The sequence below is a fragment of the Streptomyces sp. NBC_00536 genome, from assembly GCF_036346295.1.
Classification (GTDB): Bacteria; Actinomycetota; Actinomycetes; order Streptomycetales; family Streptomycetaceae; genus Streptomyces.
Genome location: NZ_CP107819.1, coordinates 5899600 through 5917888, shown reverse-complemented (window position 1 = coordinate 5917888; position 18289 = coordinate 5899600). Strand labels below are relative to the sequence as shown.

The window sequence follows — 18289 nt, the reverse complement described above, 5'->3', positions numbered from 1 at the left end:
GTCGAGGAGGACCTCAAATCCCGTACGAAGTGTCCGTGGCGGCTGTCAGACTCGCGTGCATGGAGAAGATCGACGGACTGATCAAGCAGGTCAACAGGGGTGAACGAGTCAAGTATCTGCCGTTCTGGGGACACGCGCCCCGGCCCGACGGGACGCTCGGCCCGAGCTGCCTCAGTCAGTGGTGGCCCGCGCCCTTCACCGTGGGTGAGGTCCGCTACGCCACCGCCGAACACTGGATGATGGCCGAGAAGGCACGGTTGTTCGGGGACGCGGACGCGGAGCGCGCGGCGCTGGCGGCGAAGAGCCCCGCGCAGGCGAAGAACGCCGGTCGGCTGGTGCGCGCCTTCGACCCGGACACGTGGGAGCGCGAGCGCTTCGGGATCGTGGTGGCGGGCAGCACGGCCAAATTCGCCTCCTCGCCCGAACTGCGCGCGTACCTCCTCGGCACCGGCAAGCGGGTGCTGGTGGAGGCGTCCCCGGTGGACCGGATCTGGGGGATCGGGCTGGCGGCCGACGATCCCAAGGCGCTGGATCCGGCGCGCTGGCGCGGCCTGAACCTGCTGGGCTTCGCGCTGATGGAGGCCCGGGAGCGGCTGGCCGCACAGGGCTGAGGGGCGGCGCAGGGCTGAGGGGCCGCGCGGGGCTGAGGGGCCGCGGTAAAGCCGTGGCGGAGTGCGGAGCCCTGCTCCTACAGTGACGACGTGTCCCGGTGCGCGGGCCGCGGCTCCTTCTTCCACGAAACCGCCGCTGCCGATCCGATCTCGGGAGACGTGCGTGGAGGATGCCCGGTGCGCAGGCGACGGTTCCTTCCGGATCGATGTGTCGCGGGTTCGAATCCCGCCCGGCTCCGGCCGGTAGCTCAGTCTGGTAGAGCAGGCGACTACACCGTCACCGACCTTGATCTCGGGCATCCCCCACGCTCGCCGTCCCCCGCGCGCTCGCACGCTCTTTCCTTGTACGAATTCGGGGGGATTCGCATGGCTCGTTTCAATCGGCGCACGACCGCGCCCGCGCCCGCGCCGCAGGGTGCTCCACACTCGCCCGTACGGTCCACCGCCGGGCCCGGCGGGTCCGCCGCGACCGCGCTGGGCGGCCGGGGCCGACTGCGGGACGCACGCTCCGAACTCTTCCTGCTGGCCGTCGCCAACTTCGTGACGCAGCGGACCTTCCACGAGGACGCCGGTCAGCGCGACGACCGCTACACCGCGCTGGTGCGCGAGCTGGCCGTCCGGGACCCACGGTGGACCGCCGGACTGCTCGGCTGGCTGCGCGGGGACGCGAACATGCGCACCGCGGCGCTCGTCGGGGCCGCCGAGTACGTCAAGGCCCGCCTCGACGCGTCAGGTGGCTCTGAGGGGGGCGCCGACGGCGCGGGAGCCCTGGACGCGCCCTCGAACCGGCAGGTCGTCGACTCGGTGCTGCGGCGGGCCGACGAGCCCGGCGAGCTGCTCGCGTACTGGACGGCGACCCACGGCCGTGCCGTGCCCAAGCCCGTCAAGCGCGGGGTCGCCGACGCCGTGCGCCGTCTCTACACCGCCGGGTCGCTGCTGAAGTACGACACCGCCTCCGCCGGGCGGGCCTACCGCTTCGGCGATGTCCTCAACCTCGTGCACGCCTCACCCGATCCGGCCAAGCCGTGGCAGGGCGAGCTGTTCCGGTACGCCCTGGACCGGCGCCACCACCCGGAGTCCGCGGTCCCGCCCGAGGGCGCCCGTACCCTGACCGCCCACCGGGCGCTCATGGAACTGCCCGTCGACGAGCGGCGGGGCGTGGTCACCGGGCCCGGCGGCGCGGAGCGGCTCGCGGCGGCCGGGATGACCTGGGAGGCGCTGGCCGGCTGGCTCCAGGGGCCGCTGGACGCGGCTGCCTGGGAGGCGGTCATCCCGTCCATGGGATCGATGGCCCTGCTGCGGAACCTGCGCAACTTCGACCGGGCGGGGGTCTCGGACGAGGTGGCGGCGGCCGTCGCGGAGCGGATCAGCGACCCGGAGGCGGTCGCCCGGTCCCGGCAGTTCCCCTTCCGCTATCTGGCCGCCTACCAGCACGCGCCCTCGCTGCGCTGGGCCTACCCGCTGGAGCGGGCGCTGGGGCACTCGCTGGGGGCCGTCCCCGCGCTGCCGGGCCGGACGCTGATCCTGGTCGACCGGTCGGGCTCCATGTGGGAGCCGCTGTCGGAGCGTTCCCAGCTCAACCGGGCGGACGCGGCGGCGGTCTTCGGCTCGGCACTGGCCCTGCGGGCGGCCGGCGCGGACCTCGTCGAATTCGGCACGGGCAGCGCGGTCGTGCCGTACACCAAGGGCGAGTCGGTCCTGAAGCTGCTGGAGCGCTTCGGCGACCTCGGCGGCACGGACACCACCGAGGCGGTACGGAAGCACTACGCGGGGCACGACCGGGTGCTGATCGTCACCGACGAGCAGGCCGCGTACCACCACGCCGGTGACCCGACCGAGCAGGTACCGCCGGACGTCCCCGTCTACACCTGGAACCTCGCCGGTTACCGGGTGGGCCACGGCCCCTCGGGCCGCGCCAACCGGCACGTCTTCGGCGGGCTCACCGACGCGGCGTTCCGCATGGTGTCCCTGCTGGAGGACGGCCGCGACGCTCGCTGGCCCTGGGAGGCGTGAGCCGTCACCGTACGGGCGCGGGCACGCTGTACGCCCGTACGGTGAGCGCGTCCGTACCGTGAACGCGCCGGCTCAGGTGCCGAAGGGCGTCTGCGAGACCGAGGCCGGGGAGTCGTGCGGCGTGGTGTAGGGGTCCTTCCGGCTCTCGTCCATGATGCCGGTCACGATCGCCGCGAGCATGAGCCCGCCGAGCACGATCCCGACGATGCCCAGGATCAGGCCGGCCAGGGCCATCCCCGCGTTGTTGGCCTCGCCGCGCGTGGCCCGCTGGCGGCCCAGGACGCCGAAGACCACGGCCAGGATGCCCACGATCATCGCGATGACGCTGGTGATGCAGCCGACCACGGACACGATGCCGAGGACCAGCGCGGTGACGCCGAATCCGTTGCGCGGGGCCGCGTAACCGCCCGGGTAGCCGGGCTGGCCCGGGTACCCGGGGTATCCCGGATAGCCCTGGTAGCCGTACGCGTTCGGTTCCACCGGATACCCGTAGGCACCGGGCGCACCGGGCGCGGGCGGGGCGGGCTGCGCCGGATACCCGTAGGCGGGCGCCGACGGCGCCCCGGGTATCGGAGCCGCCCCCGGTATCGGGGCGAATCCGGGCCCCGGCTGCGGCGCGCCGAAGGACGGGCCACCGCTCTCCGCGCCCGGCATTCCCATGAGCGTCGGCTGGTCGTGCACGCCCGACGGGTCCGGCGCGCCCGGAGCGCCCTGCGGTCCCGGCGTTCCCTGCGCGCCCGGAGCGGGAGCGCCCCCCGGCGCGCCCTGCTGCTTGCCCAGATCCACGGCGGGCCGCTCCGGCGGCGCCCACGGGTCCCTGGGCTCGGGGCTCTGTTCGGTCATACGGCGCCCCCCTCTCGTACAGCCATGCTACGGGCTGCCACCGACATGCCCCGGGCTGCCTACGATGAACCCCAGACCTGCCCGCACGCGCGTCCCGACGGAGACTCCTCATGCCCGATCTGCACCCCTTCATCGCGGGGCTGCCCAAAGCCGAACTCCACGTCCACCACGTCGGTTCGGCCTCACCGCGCATCGTGGCCGACCTGGCCGCCCGGCACCCGGACTCCAAGGTCCCGACCGACCCCGAGGCGCTCGCCGACTACTTCACCTTCACCGATTTCGCGCACTTCATCGAGGTGTACCTCTCGGTCGTCGACCTGATCCGCACCCCGGACGACGTCCGCCTCCTGACGTACGAAGTCGCCCGCGACATGGCCCGGCAGAACATCCGGTACGCCGAACTGACCATCACCCCCTACTCCTCCACCCGCCGGGGCATCGAGGAGAAGGCCTTCATGGAGGCCATCGAGGACGCCCGCAAGGCCGCCGAGGCCGAACTCGGTGTCATCCTCCGCTGGTGCTTCGACATCCCCGGCGAGGCCGGGCTGGAAGCCGCGGCCGAGACCGCCCGGCTCGCCGTGGACCTGCGCCCCGAGGGCCTGGTCTCCTTCGGCCTCGGCGGCCCCGAGATCGGCGTCCCGCGCCCGCAGTTCAAGCCGTACTTCGACCAGGCGCGCGCGGCCGGTCTGCGCAGCGTCCCGCACGCGGGCGAGACCACCGGTCCCGGCACCATCTGGGACGCGATCCGCGACCTGGGCGCCGAGCGCATCGGGCACGGCACCAGCGCCACCCAGGACCCGGAACTGCTCGCGTACCTCGCCGAGCACCGGATCGCGCTGGAGGTCTGCCCGACCTCCAACATCGCCACGCGCGCGGTGACCGACCTCGACGCGCACCCGGTCAAGGAGATGGTCGCGGCGGGCGTGCTCGTCACCATCAACAGCGACGACCCGCCGATGTTCGGCTCCGACCTCAACAACGAGTACGCGGTGGCCGCGCGCCTGCTGGAGCTGGACGAACGCGGTCTGGCGCGGCTCGCGAAGAACGCCGTCGAGGCCTCCTTCCTCGACCCGGCGGGCAAGGCGAAGCTGGCGGCGGAGATCGACGCGTACACCGAGGCGTGGCTGGCTCCCTGACACCCCGGGCGCCCGCGGAGAATGGGGGTCATGCGCACTCTGACTGCCGTCGGCCACCGCGGCGATCCCTACCGCGTCCGTGAGAACACCCTTCCCTCGCTCCGCTCCGCGTTCGAACGCGGGGCGGACGCCGTCGAGATCGACGTCCGGCTGACCCGGGACGGGGTCCCGGTGCTGTTGCACGACGACACCCTCCAGCGGCTGTGGGGCCACGACGTACGGCTCGACGCCGTCACGGCCCCGCAGCTGCGGGAGTTGACCGAGGGCCGGGTGCCGACCCTGCGGGAGGCGCTGATCGCCACGGGCGCGGGGCGCGTGATGATCGACCTGCCGGGCGCGAGCCCGGAGGCGGTACGGACGGTGGTGGGCCAGGTCCGCGAGTGCGGGGCGCGCGACCGCGCGTACTACTGCGCGGGAGGGAACACGATGCTCGCCGTCCGGGCCGCCGATCCGGGCGCGGAGATCGCGCTGACCTGGACCTCGCTGAACCCGCCGCGCCGGGTGCTGATCGACGCGGTGACGCCCGCCTGGCTCAACTACCGCTTCGGGCTGGTGGAGCGCGGGCTGGTGGACGCGCTGCACGCGGACGGGCTGCTGGTGTCGGTGTGGACCCCGGACACCAAGCGGTCCATGCGCAGGATGCTGGCGGCCGGGGTGGACTCGGTCACCACGAACCGGGTGGACGCGCTGGCCGCCGTACGGGCCGGCGCCGGCCGGTGATACCGGACTGGGGGGACGTCACCCGGGCGATCCGGCGCGCCGATCCGCGCACGCAGGACCTCGGGCTGACGCTGCTGGTGCAACTGGCCGTCACGATGCCCTTCGTGGTGCCGCGGTCGGCCGAGGTGCCGCCCGCGGACTGGGCCTCGTACGCGATGACCACGCTCGGCGTGCTCCCGCTGATCTGGCGGCGGCGCGCTCCGGTCACCGTGCTGGTCGCGATCCTGGCGGTCGGCGGCGCGTACAAACTGGCGGTCGACGGGCCGGGGCAGCCGATCCCGTACGCGGGACTGATCGCCTTCTACACGGTCGCCCTGCTGTGCACGGCCCGGGTCCGGCTGGCGGTGGGCGCGCTCACGGTCCTCGCGGTCGCCGTGTCCGTGGGCCGGGGCACCGGGACGGCGCGCGAACTGCTCTTCACCCTCTTCGTCTCGGGCGCGGCCTACGCGCTGGGGCGGCTCCAGCACACCCGGCAGGCGTACACGGCCGCGGTCGAGGACCGCGCGGCGCAACTGGAGCGGGCGAACCGGATCGAGGCGGAACAGGCCGCCGCCCGGGAACGGGCCCGGATCGCCCGGGAGATGCACGACATCCTCTCGCACGCCGTCAGCATCATGATCGTGCAGGCGGAGGCCGGCCCGGTGGCCGTGCGGCGCGCCCCCGAGCGGGCGGAAGCCGCCTTCGAGGCCATCGCGGAGACCGGCCGGGACGCGATGACCCAGCTGCGGACGATGCTGGGGGTGCTGCGCACGGACGACACCTCGCCGCGGCGGCCGCAGCCCGGGATCGAGGAGCTGGCGGACCTGCTGGACCGGGTCCGGGGCAGCGGACTGGAGGTGGCGTACGAGCGGACCGGCGAGGTCCGGGCGCTGCCCGCCGCGCTGGAGGCCACCGTGCACCGCGTGGTGCAGGAGGCGCTGACGAACGTGGTGAAGCACGCCGGGGCGACGCGGGTGACGGTCACCCTGGAGTACGGGCCCCGCGCGCTCGGGGTGACGGTGACGGACGACGGGCGGGGGCCGGCGACGGGCGCGGCGACGCGGGCGGCGGGCGGCGGGCACGGGCTGATCGGGATCCGGGAGCGGGCGGCGGCCCACGGCGGAACGGCCGAGTCGGGTCCGGCGCCGGGCGGGCGGGGGTTCCGGCTGCGCGTCAGCCTCGCGATCACGCCTGTAACCACGCCTGTAACCTCGCCGCTGGAGGTGGGGAATTGACGATCCGTGTGGTGGTGGCGGACGACCAGGAGCTGGTGCGCAGCGGTTTCGCGATGATCCTGGACGTCCAGGAGGACATCGAGGTCGTCGCGGAGGTCGGTGACGGCGCGGCGGCGGTGGCCGCGGTGCGGGACCTGGCGCCGGACGTGGCGCTGCTGGACGTCCGGATGCCGGTCATGGACGGGATCGAGGCGTGCCGGACGATCTCGGCACGGAGCGCCTGCCGGACGGTGATGCTGACGACCTTCGACGCGGACGAGTACGTGTACGAGGCGCTGCACGCGGGGGCCAGCGGCTTCCTGCTGAAGGACGTGCGGCGGGACGATCTGGTGCACGCGGTACGGGTGGTGGCGGCGGGCGAGTCCCTGCTGGCCCCGTCGGTCGCGCGGCGACTGATCGAGGAGTACACGGCAGCGACGGCGCACGGCCGGCGCGGGGCGGCGGCCGAGTCGGCCGCGGCCGCCGAGGGGGCGCGGCGGCTGGAGGGACTGACGGCCCGGGAGCGGGAGACCCTGCTGCATCTGGGGCGGGGGCTGTCGAACGCGGAGATCGCGGCGGCGCTGGTGGTGAGCGAACACACGGTCAAGTCGCATGTGGGGAACGTGCTGGCGAAGCTCGGGCTGCGGGACCGGATCCAGGCTGTGATCTGCGCGTACGAGACGGGGCTGATCGCGGCCGGGACGACGGCTCCCGCCGGTTGTCCCTCTGGGGTTTCTCCCTCTGGGGAGTGAGAGGTGGGCGCGTCGACTCCCCCGCGCCGGTGAGTTGTCACACCGGTGAAGACCCCTCTCGCTGGTGATCCGCAACCACCCCCGTGAGCAGCACCATTGAGTCATCGGGAGCCGCGGTGGCCCCCGGAACCCACACCGGTTCACAGCAGCTCACGGGGGAATCACCATGAACGCTCGTACACGCACTCTGATCGCCGCGACCCTGGTCCTGGGGATCGCTTCCGGCCCGGTCGCCGCCCACGCCGCTCCGGCTCCGGCATCACCTTCGTCCTCGTCTTCGCCCTCGGCCGCTACGGGCGCCACGCCGCCCATGGTCCCGACCGCGCCCAACGCGGCGGCGCTGGCGGAGGCGATCGCGGGAGTCGGCGCGGGGAACAAGGACGCGACCGCCGCGCTGGTCCGTGTGGGCGGCACCAGCGGGAGCTGGCAGGGCAGTTCGGGTGTCGCGGACATCCGCAGCGGCCGTGCCGCGATCGAGGAGGGCCGGTTCCGCGTGGGGTCGGTGACCAAGACCTTCACCGCCGCGGTGGTCCTCCAGCTGGCGGCCGAGGGCAAGGTGAGCCTCGACCAGTCCGTTCAGCACTATCTGCCGGGGCTGCTGCCGGACACCTTCCAGCCCGTGACGGTGCGCCAGCTGCTCAACTACACGAGCGGCATCCAGTCGGCCGACGGTCCGGGGGACACCTTCGACGCCGCCTACGCCCACCGGTTCGACATCTGGGACCCGCACGCCATGATCGCCAACGCGGTGGCCAAGGGGCCGGACTTCGCCCCGGGGACCAAGCAGGAGTACCTCAACATCGACTACACGATCCTGGGCGTCCTGATCGAGAAGCTGACGGGCACCTCGTACGCGAAGGCCGTCGAGGCGCGGGTCATCAGGCCGCTGGGGCTGCGCGACACCTCCTTCCCCGGCCCGGTGCGGGTCCGGATCCAGGGGCCGCACAACCACGGCTACCAGGCGGTGACCGGGACCGGCGGGAGCAGGGAGCTGGTCGATGTGAGCGACTGGAACGCCTCCGAGCAGTTCGCCGCGGGCGACCTCATCTCGACCACGGCGGATCTGGAGCGCTTCACCGTGGCCCTGTTCAGCGGGCGGCTCGTACCGAAGGCGCAGCTGGAGGAGATGTTCACCGTGCCCGAGGTGAAGAACGTCGAGGGCGGGGACGCGGATCTGACGGCGGGCATGAAGCGGTTCGTGCTCCCCGGCGGCGTGGTGGCCTGGGGCAAGACGGGTGGCCGGCCCGGATACAACACGGCGATCGGCGCGACGCGCGACCTGTCCCGCACCCTGGTCTATTCGGTCAACTCCACGGACGCCAAGGGGCTGGACATGAACCCCATAGCCTTCAAGCTGGTGATGGCCGCCTTCAAGAAGTAGCGGCCGCCACCGCCACCTCCGGTGCGCCGTCCATCGCCTCCAGCCGCTTGATCATGCGGCGCAGCACCAGCAGGGGGATCACCCCGAAGGCGCCGAACGACATGTCGATGACGCTCCACCAGAACGGGATGCCGCGGATCGGCCCGCAGACCAGGGCCAGCGGGACGATGCCGGCGCAGGCGATCATGCCCGCCTCGACGATCCAGATGTTGCGGACCGGGTCGCGGTGGACCCCGTAGAAGAACACCGCGATCACCAGGTGGGCGAAGGCGAGCCAGTCCGTTCCGTAGAGGAGGAAGGGATAGTCCGCGTCGGCCCGGTTCAGCCCGTCGCCCACGCGCCGCAGCCACTCGTTGGAGGCCAGGGAGTTGGCCCAATGCAGCTCGCTGACCAGCGGGAAGGCGGTGAGCCCGCTGAGCACGAGGCAGACGATGAAAAGGGCCAGCCAGATCCTGATCCGGCGCAGGAGCACGCTTCTTTCGATCATGGGATGGAGGGTACGCCGATTTCTGAACGCGTTCAGCAAAATCTCTGAACACGTTCAGTTCCGTGGCCGTACCGTGACCGTGGGCCGCTCCTCCTCCCGCTCCTCCTTCGATCAGAGACCGACGATGGCGTTCCAGCGCTTCGCGAAGGGCTGCCGCTCCGCCGTCGAGATGTCCCGGGCCACCACGAGCCGCTTGCGCATCTCGTCATCGGGGAAGATCAGCGGATTCGCGGCCAGTTCGGCGGTGTCCTTGTCGCCGGACCCGGCCAGCACCTCGCGGGCCGCGGGGACCGGGCAGACGTAGTTGACGGAGGCGGCCAGCTCGGCGGCGATCTCGGGCTGGTAGTAGTGGTCGATCAGGGCCTCGGCGCTTGCCTTGTGCCGGGCGAGGTTCGGGATCAGCAGGCTCTCCGCCCACAGTTCGGCGCCCTCCTCCGGAACCACGAATTCGATGTCGGGGTTGTCGGCCTGGAGCTGGATGACATCGCCGGAGTAGGCCTGGCAGGCGAGCACGTCGCCCTTGCTGAGGTCCGAGGTGTAGTCGTTGCCGGTGAAGCGGCGGATGTGCTTCTTGCGGACCATCTCCTCGACCTGGTCGCACACCCGGTGGAAGTCCGACTCGGTCCACCGCGTGACGTCCGCGCCGTTGCCCTGCATCAGCAGGGAGAAGGACTCGTCGAGCCCGGAGAAGAGCGTCACCTTGCCCGCCAGGTCCGGGTGCCACAGCTCCTTGGTGGACTTGATCTCGCGGCCCAGCGCCTTGCGGTTGTAGGCGATGCCGGTGATCCCGGACTGCCAGGGGACCGTGTGCAGACGGCCCTGGTCGAAGGCCGGGGACCGCAGTTGCGGGTCCAGGTGCTTGGCCACGTTGGGCTGCGCCGCGCGGTTCATCGTCTGGGCCCAGCCCAGCCGGACAAAGCGGGCCGCCATCCAGTCGCTGACCACCACGAGGTCGCGGCCGGTCTCCTGGTGGTTCATCAGGGCCGGGCTGACCTTGCCGAAGAACTCGTCGTTGTCGTTGATCTCCTCGGTGTACTTCACCTCGATGCCGGTCCGCTTCGAAAAGGCGTCCAGCGTCGGGCGCCGGGTCTCGTCCTTCTCGTCGGTGTCGATGTAGAGCGGCCAGTTCGCGAAGGCCAGGCTCCGGTCGTCACCGGACCGGTCCGCGCCTTCCCGTCGGTCCTCCGGGACATAAGCGGCGGGCACACCACAGCCGGCGAGGCCGGCCAGCAGGCCCGCGGCACCGAGGCCGCGCAGTGCCGCGCGGCGGGAGAGAGCGAGTTCAGGCATGCGCACAGACTGGGCGAACGCGAAGGGGCGGGCAATAGACATGTTGTCTACTGCCCACCCCTGGAGCGAACGGCGGTGAACGATGCGCCGACGGGCCGGTGACCGGTCAGCTGTCGATCAGCTTCCGATCAGCCGTCGAGCGAGGTCATCACGTGCTTGATGCGGGTGTAGTCCTCGAAGCCGTAGGCCGAGAGGTCCTTGCCGTAGCCGGACTTCTTGTACCCGCCGTGCGGCATCTCGGCGACCAGCGGGATGTGGGTGTTGATCCACACGCAGCCGAAGTCGAGGTTCTTGGACATGCGCATCGCACGGCCGTGGTTCTTGGTCCACACCGAGGACGCGAGGGCGAACTCGACGCCGTTCGCGAACTCCAGGGCCTGCGCCTCGTCCGTGAAGGACTGGACGGTGATGACCGGGCCGAAGACCTCGTTCTGGATGATCTCGTCGTCCTGCTTGAGGCCGGAGACCACGGTCGGGGCGTAGAAGTAGCCCTTCTCGCCGACCTGGTGGCCGCCCGCCTCGACCTTGGCGTGCGCGGGGAGGCGCTCGATGAAGCCCGCGACCTGCTTCAGCTGGTTCGGGTTGTTCAGCGGGCCGTAGAGCACGTCCTCGTCGTCCGGCTGACCGGTCTTGGTGTCGGCCGCGTTCTTGGCGAGCGCCGCGACGAACTCGTCGTGGATCGACTCGTGGACGATCACGCGGGTGGCCGCGGTGCAGTCCTGGCCGGCGTTGAAGAAGCCCGCGACCGCGATGTCCTCGGCGGCCTTGGCGATGTCGGCGTCCTCGAAGACCACGACCGGGGCCTTGCCGCCCAGCTCCAGGTGGACCCGCTTGACGTCCTTGGCGGCGCTCTCGGCGACCTGCATGCCCGCGCGCACCGAACCGGTGATGGAGGCCATCGCCGGGGTGTGGTGCTCGACCATCGCCTTGCCGGTCTCCCGGTCGCCGCAGACGACGTTGAAGACGCCCTTGGGCAGGATCTGGTCGATGATCTCGGCCATCAGGATCGTCGAGGCCGGGGTGGTGTCCGAGGGCTTGAGGACCACGGTGTTGCCCGCGGCGATGGCCGGGGCGAACTTCCACACGGCCATCATCATCGGGTAGTTCCACGGCGCGACCTGGGCGCAGACGCCGACCGGCTCGCGGCGCACGATGGAGGTCATGCCCTCCATGTACTCGCCGGCCGAGCGGCCTTCGAGCAGCCGGGCGGCGCCCGCGAAGAAGCGGATCTGGTCCACCATCGGCGGCAGCTCCTCGCTGGCCGTGAGGCCCAGCGGCTTGCCGGTGTTCTCGGACTCGGTGGCCACCAGTTCCTCGGCGCGCGCCTCGAAGGCGTCCGCGATCTTGAGGAGGGCCTTCTGGCGCTCGGCGGGGGTGGTGTCGCGCCAGCCCGGGAAGGCGGCCGCGGCGGCGGCCATGGCGGCGTCGACGTCGCCCTGCCCGGACAGCGGGGCGGTGGCGTACACCTCGCCCGTGGCGGGGTTGACCACCTCGGTGGTCCGCCCGTCGGCGGCGTCCTTGAACTCCCCACCGATGTAGTTGCGCAGACGACGCAGTTCGCTGGTCACTACGGCCACTCTCCTGATCACATGTCCAATGGTTGAGACAAAACCCCAGCCTAGCGGTTCGGGAGACGCTTTCGACAGAGCCGGACGTCGCGAACTACGAAATCCGCGCAATCAGAGACCTCAGACAACGAATTACATCGGTCAAGGCTTGCGGAACAGACGACTCCTCGTGCACAGTGAGGTCGTGGTCAGTCGAAGCGCAGATTCCAGGAACAGACAACCGTCCCCTTCGGTCGATGCTGTGTCCCTGGCGATCATCGAGCAACTGCAGGAGGACGGCCGCCGTCCCTACGCGGCGATCGGCAAGGCCGTCGGCCTGTCCGAAGCCGCTGTGCGCCAGCGCGTACAGAAGCTGCTCGACCAGGGCGTCATGCAGATCGTGGCCGTCACCGACCCGCTCACCGTGGGTCTGCGACGTCAGGCGATGGTCGGCATCAATGTCGAGGGGGACCTCGATCCGGTGGCCGACGCGCTGACCGCGATGGCCGAGTGCGAGTACGTGGTGATGACCGCGGGCTCCTTCGATCTGATGGTGGAGATCGTCTGCGAGGACGACGACCACCTGCTCGACACGATCAACAAGAAGATCCGCGCGCTCCCCGGCGTGCGATCAACCGAAAGCTTCGTTTACCTGAAGCTGAAGAAGCAGACCTACATGTGGGGAACCCGATAACCGTGAGCCAGGACCTCTCCAAGACCGCGTACGACCACCTGTGGATGCACTTCACCCGCATGTCGTCCTACGAGAACGCGCCCGTCCCCACCATCGTCCGGGGCGAGGGCACCTACATCTGGGACGACAAGGGCAAGCGCTACCTGGACGGTCTCGCCGGACTGTTCGTGGTCAACGCCGGTCACGGCCGCAAGGAACTGGCCGAGGTCGCCTACAAGCAGGCGCAGGAACTCGCGTTCTTCCCCATCTGGTCGTACGCACACCCCAAGGCCGTCGAACTGGCCGAGCGCCTCGCCCACTACGCCCCCGGCGACCTGAACAAGGTCTTCTTCACCACGGGTGGCGGCGAGGCCGTCGAGACCGCCTGGAAGCTCGCCAAGCAGTACTTCAAGCTGCAGGGCAAGCACACCAAGTACAAGGTCATCTCGCGTGCGGTGGCCTACCACGGCACCCCGCAGGGCGCCCTGTCCATCACCGGTCTGCCGGCCCTCAAGGCCCCCTTCGAGCCGCTGGTCCCCGGCGCGCACAAGGTGGTCAACACCAACATCTATCGCGCCCCGATCCACGGCGACGACCCGGTGGCCTACGGCCGCTGGTGCGCCGACCAGATCGAGCAGGAGATCCTGTTCGAGGGCGCGGACACCGTCGCCGCCGTCTTCCTGGAGCCGGTACAGAACGCCGGTGGCTGCTTCCCGCCGCCGCCCGGCTACTTCCAGCGCGTCCGCGAGATCTGCGACCAGTACGACGTGCTGCTCGTCTCCGACGAGACGATCTGCGCCTTCGGCCGCCTCGGCACGATGTTCGCCTGTGACAAGTTCGACTACATCCCGGACATGATCACCTGCGCCAAGGGCATGACCTCGGGCTACTCCCCGATCGGTGCCTGCATCATCTCGGACAAGCTCGCCGAGCCGTTCTACAAGGGTGACAACACCTTCCTGCACGGCTACACCTTCGGTGGCCACCCGGTCTCCTCGGCCGTGGCGCTCGCCAACCTCGACATCTTCGACAAGGAAGGCCTCAACCAGCACGTGCTGGACAACGAGGACGCCTTCTTCTCGACGCTGAAGAAGCTGCACGACCTGCCGATCGTCGGTGACGTCCGCGGCAACGGCTTCTTCTACGGCATCGAACTCGTCAAGGACAAGAACACCAAGGAGTCCTTCACGGACGAGGAGACGGAGCGCGTGCTCTACGGCTTCCTCTCCAAGGCGCTCTTCGACAACGGCCTGTACTGCCGTGCCGACGACCGCGGTGACCCGGTCATCCAGCTGGCCCCGCCGCTGATCGCCGACCAGGGCACCTTCGACGAGATCGAGGGCATCCTGCGCTCGGTGCTCACCGAGGCGTGGACCAAGCTCTAGGCCGTGTCGTCACAGTAGCGTCGGCCCCGGCTCCGCCGGTCCCCACGGCCCGGATCCTCCGTTCGAGTGAGAACGAGGGGGTCCGGGCCGTGTGCTGTAGCCAGCCAAGACGTTCATCTCCTTACATCTCATTGCGGCGCCAGTGACCAAGCGGGCTCCGCTTCGTTCCCCCGGACGGAGGTGTACGCCATGGTTGCTCCACCGGACAACGACGTGCTCTGGGCACGCTCTCTGCACTACTCCCACAGCGGTTCGCCCGGCCTCATCGGTGTCTCGGTCGGCGTCCGCCAGGGCGAGGTCCTCGCCCTCACCGGCCCGCGCGGCAGCGGCAAGACCACCCTGCTGCGCTGCCTGTCGGGGCAGCTCGTGCCCGAACAGGGCGAGGTCTGGTTCGACGGCGTCCCCGTGCACACCATGGGAGCGCTGGCCCGGGAGCGGCTGCGCCGCGACCGGTTCGGCTGGATCGGCCCCGAGCCCGGTCTGCTGCCCGAACTCAAGGTGTGGGAGAACGCGGCGCTGCCGCTGCTCCTCTCCGGCGCCACGCACCGCGCCGCCAAGCACGCCGCCTGCGAATGGCTGGACCGGCTCGACATCGGCGGCTTCGCGCGCAAGCGCCCCGGCGCCCTGACCCGCGCCGAGTCACAGCGGGTCGCGCTGGCCCGGGCCCTGGTCGGCGAGCCCGCCGTGATCTTCGCGGACGAGCCGACGGCCCCGCTGCACCGGGCCGAGCAGGCCACCCTGCTCCGGACGCTCACCACCGCCGCCCGCTCCCACGGGATCACCGTGCTGCTGGCCACCCACGACGAGCGGACGGCCGCGATCGCCGACCGCCGCGTGGACCTCCTCGACGGCCGCCCGGCCGGGGGCACGGACGCGGAGGCGGACATCGGCGCCGGCGCGGCGGAGCCTGTGACGCCGACCGAAGCGGAGGGCCAGGGCGCGTGCTCGCTCTCCGCCTGACCCGGGGCTCCCGGCCGCTCGTCCAGTTCCGCCGCCTGCTGGTCGCGGCCGCCTCGGCCGGGACCGGCTTCCTGCTGCTGTACGTCCTGGCGGGGGCGCTCGCCGGACCTGCCGGATCGTTCCCCCGGCTGCTGTGGGCCCTCGTCCCGCTCGCCGTGACCGTGCACTTCGCCGTCGCGGTGGCCCGCACCGATCCGGCCACCCGGCCCCGCGAGGGCATGGACGCGGCCGGGCTGGGGCCCGTACGCCGCCGGCTCGTCGCGGCGATCTCCACCGCCATCGCCTGCGCCCTGGGCAGCGCGCTCGCCCTGGCCGCCTTCCTGCACCTGCGCGGGGAGGTCTCCGGGCTGCCCTTCGACGGGGCCGGGGCCTCACTGCTGCACGCGGACCAGCCGCTGCCGGTCGCCGCCGCCCTCACCCTGCTCGCCCTCGTCCCGCTCATCGCCTCGGCCACCGCCGCCCTCACCCTGCGGCCCGGGACCCGGGCGCCCCGTACCCCGCAGGCCGAACTGCCGTGGGGCATCTCGCTCACCGCCTGCGGGCTGGCCGTCGAGGCGTACGCGGGCCGTGGCGGCCCCGGAATGCTCGCGGGCTGGGCACTGACCGCCGTCGGCCTGTCCCTGGCCGGGCCCGGCCTGGCCTACGCCTGCGGCACCCTCGTCCAGGCGGTGCGCCCCGGCGCGGTGCGGCTGCTCGCCGGGCGCACCCTCCAGGAGGAAGCGCCCCGGGTCGGCCGGCCCCTCGGCGTGCTCTGCGCGGTGACGGCCGGGGCGCTGACCGCGCTGGCCCTGCGCGGGCACGGTGGGCTGCACGTGCCGCTGGGACCGCTGACCGGGCCGGCCGCCGCGCTGGTCGGCGCCTGCGCGGCCGCGACCCTGCTGACCACCGCCGTCGAGATCCACCAGGCCAGGTCACCGGCCCGGGAGGCGTTGCGCGGCCTCGGCGGCGCGGGCGGAGTGCTGCGCGGCGCCGTGGCGCTGCGGGCCGCCGCGCTGCTCGCGGTGTGCGCGCCGCTCAGCTGGGGTGTGTCACAGCTGACGGTGATGGCCTTGACCCGCTGACGTGTACAGCCCTTAGGGTGGGCGAAATGGCTTACCCGGACATCGAGATCGAGACCCTCGCCGAATTCGACCAGGTCGTCGCCCACGGCGACCTGAGCGGCTACCGCATCCAGTCGGTCAACCTGCTGGAGCGGACCCTGGCCCTGCTGTCGTCCGACACCTCGGCGGCCGTGTTCCTGGGCTGCGCCATGCAGCCGGACGCCGCCGCGAAGGTGCGCGCGGACGGAGCACTGGTCTTCCCGCCGGTCCCGGACCTGCCGTTCAACCCCTACCGGGGGCTGCTCTACACCCCGGAAGAGCTGTTCGACGCCCTCGCTTCCGGGTACGAGGCCACCCCCGACGCCGAGGCGTACGCCTGGTTCCAGGAGACGAAGGCCGACGGCGACGTCTTCTCCTCCATGCTGCGGTCCATCCACGACGACGCCATCTCGGACGCGCTCGACGAGCACCTGAGCGCCGCCCGGGTGGTCGGCGTCATGGGCGGCCACGCCATGTCCCGCGGCGGGGCGGCCTACGCGGGCGCGGCCCGGCTGGGCCGGAGCCTGGCCCGGGCCGGTCTGACCGTGGCCACCGGTGGCGGCCCGGGTGCGATGGAGGCGGCCAACCTCGGCGCGTATTTGGCCCCGGCGGCGGACGAGGCCCTGCCCGAAGCCCTGGAGATGCTGGCCAAGGCCCCCTCCTTCACCCCGTCGGTCTCCGACTGGGCGCGGGCCGCCTTCGCCGTACGGGAACGCTGGCCCGGCGGCGGCGATTCGGTGGGCATCCCGACCTGGTTCTACGGTCACGAGCCGCCGAACGCCTTCGCGGGCCACATCGCGAAGTACTTCGCCAACGCCATCCGCGAGGACGGGCTCCTCGCCCGGTCCAACGCGGGCGTGGTCTTCCTGCCGGGCGCGGCGGGAACGGTCCAGGAGATCTTCGACAACGCCACCCCGAACTACTACGAGTCCCGCGGCGAGCCCGCCCCGATGATCCTGGTCGACCGGGCGCACTGGACCGAGCGGCTCCCGGCGTGGCCGCTGCTCCAGGCCCTGGCGGCGGGCCGTCCGATGGAGTCCCGGATCGCCCTGGTCGACTCCGTCGACGAGGTTCCGGCGACGCTCGCGTCATTCGTTTAGGGGTACGAGGCAACTCCCGGGCCCTTTCAGCCGTCTGGCATAGGTAATAGACAAGCAAAAACCTGCCAGACGTGAACGGAGCCCTCTGTGCTCATAGGCCTGCTGACCGCCATCGCGGCGTCCATCTGTTACGGCACGGGATCCGTCCTGCAAGCCGTGGGCTCCCGCAAGGCGGCCCGGAGTTCCGACGCCGGCGCCGGGGTCACCCAGCACGGCGGCCCGAACCTCGCCTCCACCGCCAAGGCCGCGATGACCTGGGAATTCATCGTCGGCACGATCCTGGACTTCGTGGGCTTCGGGCTCGGCGCGCTGGCCGCCCGCCTCCTCCCGCTCTTCCTCTCCCAGACGGTGATCAGCGCCAACCTGGTGATCACCGCCGTGCTGAGCGTGAAGATGCTCGGCATCCGGCTGACCCGCAAGGAGTGGACCTCCATCGGGGTCGTCTGCGGAGCGCTGGTGCTGCTGGCGACCGCCGCCGGGCACGAGGGCGGGCACCACGCCCCGGCCGCGACGCACTGGTCGCTGCTGGCGGTGACCGTCCTGATCATCGTCGGCGGCACGGTCGCCGTACGGTTCCTCGGCGGGCGGGCGGCGATCCTCGCGGGTCTGCTGTCGGGCCTCGCGTTTGGCGCGCTCGGCGTGGGCGTACGGATCCTCGACGGCATCGAGCCCTTCTCCCTGGGCTCGCTGCTGGCCGACCCGGCCCTGTACGCGATCCTCCTCGCCGGGACCGGCGGCATGTACCTGCACACGGTGGCCCTGCAGATCGGCTCGGTGAACGGCGCGACGGCGGCCCTGGTCGTCGGCGAGACGGTGCTGCCGGGGGCGATCGGCGTCCTGTGGCTCGGGGACGCCTCCCGGCCCGGCCTGGCCTGGCTGGCGGTCCTCGGCTTCGTCCTGGCCGTGGCGGGTGCGGTGGCGGTGGCGTGGTTCGGCAACCACGACGGCGCGCAACCGGCCCCGGCCCCGTCGAACCCCCCGGTCCCGGTCCCCTGACCCAACCGGTCCGGCCCCCGCACCCCTTCCGCACCCCATCGCCGCGCGAGCTGCCCCACCTCCGCCAAGCCTCAATCGCCGGGGGCTGACCTCGCCTCCGCCAAGCCCTCAATCGCCGGGCGG

The 18289-nt window shown here is 71.7% G+C and carries 17 protein-coding genes; 13 read left to right on the top strand and 4 right to left on the bottom strand.

What is annotated here, in order from left to right:
• Positions 1 to 59: 59 nt before the first annotated feature.
• Both OHS33_RS26500 and OHS33_RS26495 read left to right on the top strand, forming a co-directional pair.
• Positions 60 to 611: an NADAR family protein gene (locus OHS33_RS26500; RefSeq protein WP_330332904.1), complete on the top strand. Its 552-nt coding sequence runs from the start codon at positions 60 to 62 to the stop codon at positions 609 to 611.
• Between the two features lie 366 nt (positions 612 to 977).
• The gene (locus OHS33_RS26495) at positions 978 to 2624 is read left to right on the top strand and encodes a TROVE domain-containing protein (RefSeq protein WP_330332903.1); all 1647 of its coding nucleotides are present in this window, start codon (positions 978 to 980) and stop codon (positions 2622 to 2624) included.
• A gap of 72 nt (positions 2625 to 2696) precedes the next feature.
• Here OHS33_RS26495 and OHS33_RS26490 read toward each other — a convergent pair whose 3' ends face one another.
• The gene (locus tag OHS33_RS26490; protein ID WP_330332902.1) at positions 2697 to 3467 is read right to left on the bottom strand and encodes a DUF4190 domain-containing protein; all 771 of its coding nucleotides are present in this window, start codon (positions 3465 to 3467) and stop codon (positions 2697 to 2699) included.
• Positions 3468 to 3577: 110 nt separating this feature from the next.
• Here OHS33_RS26490 and OHS33_RS26485 point away from each other — a divergent pair, with 110 nt between their 5' ends.
• The 5 genes from OHS33_RS26485 (at position 3578) to OHS33_RS26465 (ending at position 8649) form a co-directional block, all read left to right on the top strand.
• Positions 3578 to 4603 (top strand): adenosine deaminase, encoded by a 1026-nt coding sequence (locus tag OHS33_RS26485; protein ID WP_330332901.1) that lies wholly within the window; start codon positions 3578 to 3580, stop codon positions 4601 to 4603.
• A gap of 21 nt (positions 4604 to 4624) precedes the next feature.
• Entirely contained in the window at positions 4625 to 5323 is a 699-nt protein-coding gene (locus OHS33_RS26480) for a glycerophosphodiester phosphodiesterase (RefSeq protein ID WP_330332900.1), read from the top strand.
• The gene (locus tag OHS33_RS26475) at positions 5323 to 6537 is read left to right on the top strand and encodes a sensor histidine kinase (RefSeq protein WP_443065469.1); all 1215 of its coding nucleotides are present in this window, start codon (positions 5323 to 5325) and stop codon (positions 6535 to 6537) included. Before OHS33_RS26480 ends, OHS33_RS26475 begins: the two co-directional genes overlap by 1 nt.
• Positions 6534 to 7268 carry a response regulator transcription factor gene (locus OHS33_RS26470; protein ID WP_330332899.1) on the top strand — a complete coding sequence of 245 codons (735 nt, stop codon included), beginning with the start codon at positions 6534 to 6536 and terminating at the stop codon, positions 7266 to 7268. The genes OHS33_RS26475 and OHS33_RS26470 overlap by 4 nt, the downstream gene beginning before the upstream one ends.
• Positions 7269 to 7434: 166 nt before the next feature.
• A complete protein-coding gene (locus OHS33_RS26465; RefSeq protein WP_330332898.1) occupies positions 7435 to 8649 on the top strand; it encodes a serine hydrolase domain-containing protein in 1215 nt (404 codons plus the stop codon).
• Here the strand turns inward: OHS33_RS26465 and OHS33_RS26460 are convergent.
• The 3 genes from OHS33_RS26460 to OHS33_RS26450 all read right to left on the bottom strand — a co-directional run bounded on the left by OHS33_RS26460 (position 8639) and on the right by OHS33_RS26450 (position 11994).
• Positions 8639 to 9136: a hypothetical protein gene (locus tag OHS33_RS26460; protein ID WP_330332897.1), complete on the bottom strand. Its 498-nt coding sequence runs from the start codon at positions 9134 to 9136 to the stop codon at positions 8639 to 8641. The two genes, OHS33_RS26465 and OHS33_RS26460, sit on opposite strands and share 11 nt — an antisense overlap.
• A gap of 111 nt (positions 9137 to 9247) precedes the next feature.
• Positions 9248 to 10426, bottom strand: coding sequence for a polyamine ABC transporter substrate-binding protein (locus tag OHS33_RS26455; RefSeq protein ID WP_330332896.1), 1179 nt, complete (start codon positions 10424 to 10426; stop codon positions 9248 to 9250).
• Positions 10427 to 10554: 128 nt separating this feature from the next.
• Complete coding sequence (locus OHS33_RS26450) at positions 10555 to 11994, bottom strand: gamma-aminobutyraldehyde dehydrogenase (RefSeq protein ID WP_330332895.1); 1440 nt, start codon at positions 11992 to 11994, stop codon at positions 10555 to 10557.
• Between the two features lie 169 nt (positions 11995 to 12163).
• Between OHS33_RS26450 and OHS33_RS26445 the strand changes: the two genes are divergently transcribed.
• The 6 genes from OHS33_RS26445 to OHS33_RS26420 all read left to right on the top strand — a co-directional run bounded on the left by OHS33_RS26445 (position 12164) and on the right by OHS33_RS26420 (position 18166).
• Positions 12164 to 12667: an Lrp/AsnC family transcriptional regulator gene (locus OHS33_RS26445; protein WP_037791052.1), complete on the top strand. Its 504-nt coding sequence runs from the start codon at positions 12164 to 12166 to the stop codon at positions 12665 to 12667.
• Positions 12652 to 14031 (top strand): aspartate aminotransferase family protein, encoded by a 1380-nt coding sequence (locus OHS33_RS26440; RefSeq protein ID WP_330332894.1) that lies wholly within the window; start codon positions 12652 to 12654, stop codon positions 14029 to 14031. Before OHS33_RS26445 ends, OHS33_RS26440 begins: the two co-directional genes overlap by 16 nt.
• A 180-nt stretch (positions 14032 to 14211) precedes the next feature.
• Complete coding sequence (locus tag OHS33_RS26435) at positions 14212 to 14991, top strand: ABC transporter ATP-binding protein (RefSeq protein ID WP_330332893.1); 780 nt, start codon at positions 14212 to 14214, stop codon at positions 14989 to 14991.
• The gene (locus OHS33_RS26430) at positions 14973 to 16052 is read left to right on the top strand and encodes a hypothetical protein (RefSeq protein WP_330332892.1); all 1080 of its coding nucleotides are present in this window, start codon (positions 14973 to 14975) and stop codon (positions 16050 to 16052) included. The genes OHS33_RS26435 and OHS33_RS26430 overlap by 19 nt, the downstream gene beginning before the upstream one ends.
• Before the next feature lie 26 nt (positions 16053 to 16078).
• Positions 16079 to 17170: an LOG family protein gene (locus OHS33_RS26425; protein ID WP_330332891.1), complete on the top strand. Its 1092-nt coding sequence runs from the start codon at positions 16079 to 16081 to the stop codon at positions 17168 to 17170.
• A gap of 87 nt (positions 17171 to 17257) precedes the next feature.
• Positions 17258 to 18166 (top strand): hypothetical protein, encoded by a 909-nt coding sequence (locus OHS33_RS26420; protein WP_330332890.1) that lies wholly within the window; start codon positions 17258 to 17260, stop codon positions 18164 to 18166.
• Positions 18167 to 18289 lie beyond the last annotated feature (123 nt).

Coding starts and splice junctions, on each gene's coding strand:
- OHS33_RS26500 (WP_330332904.1), top strand. CDS start 60: ATGGAGAAGATCGACGGACTGATCAAGCAGGTCAACAGGGGTGAACGA.
- OHS33_RS26495 (WP_330332903.1), top strand. CDS start 978: ATGGCTCGTTTCAATCGGCGCACGACCGCGCCCGCGCCCGCGCCGCAG.
- OHS33_RS26490 (WP_330332902.1), bottom strand. CDS start 3,467: ATGACCGAACAGAGCCCCGAGCCCAGGGACCCGTGGGCGCCGCCGGAG.
- OHS33_RS26485 (WP_330332901.1), top strand. CDS start 3,578: ATGCCCGATCTGCACCCCTTCATCGCGGGGCTGCCCAAAGCCGAACTC.
- OHS33_RS26480 (WP_330332900.1), top strand. CDS start 4,625: ATGGGGGTCATGCGCACTCTGACTGCCGTCGGCCACCGCGGCGATCCC.
- OHS33_RS26465 (WP_330332898.1), top strand. CDS start 7,435: ATGAACGCTCGTACACGCACTCTGATCGCCGCGACCCTGGTCCTGGGG.
- OHS33_RS26460 (WP_330332897.1), bottom strand. CDS start 9,136: ATGATCGAAAGAAGCGTGCTCCTGCGCCGGATCAGGATCTGGCTGGCC.
- OHS33_RS26455 (WP_330332896.1), bottom strand. CDS start 10,426: ATGCCTGAACTCGCTCTCTCCCGCCGCGCGGCACTGCGCGGCCTCGGT.
- OHS33_RS26425 (WP_330332891.1), top strand. CDS start 16,079: ATGGCTTACCCGGACATCGAGATCGAGACCCTCGCCGAATTCGACCAG.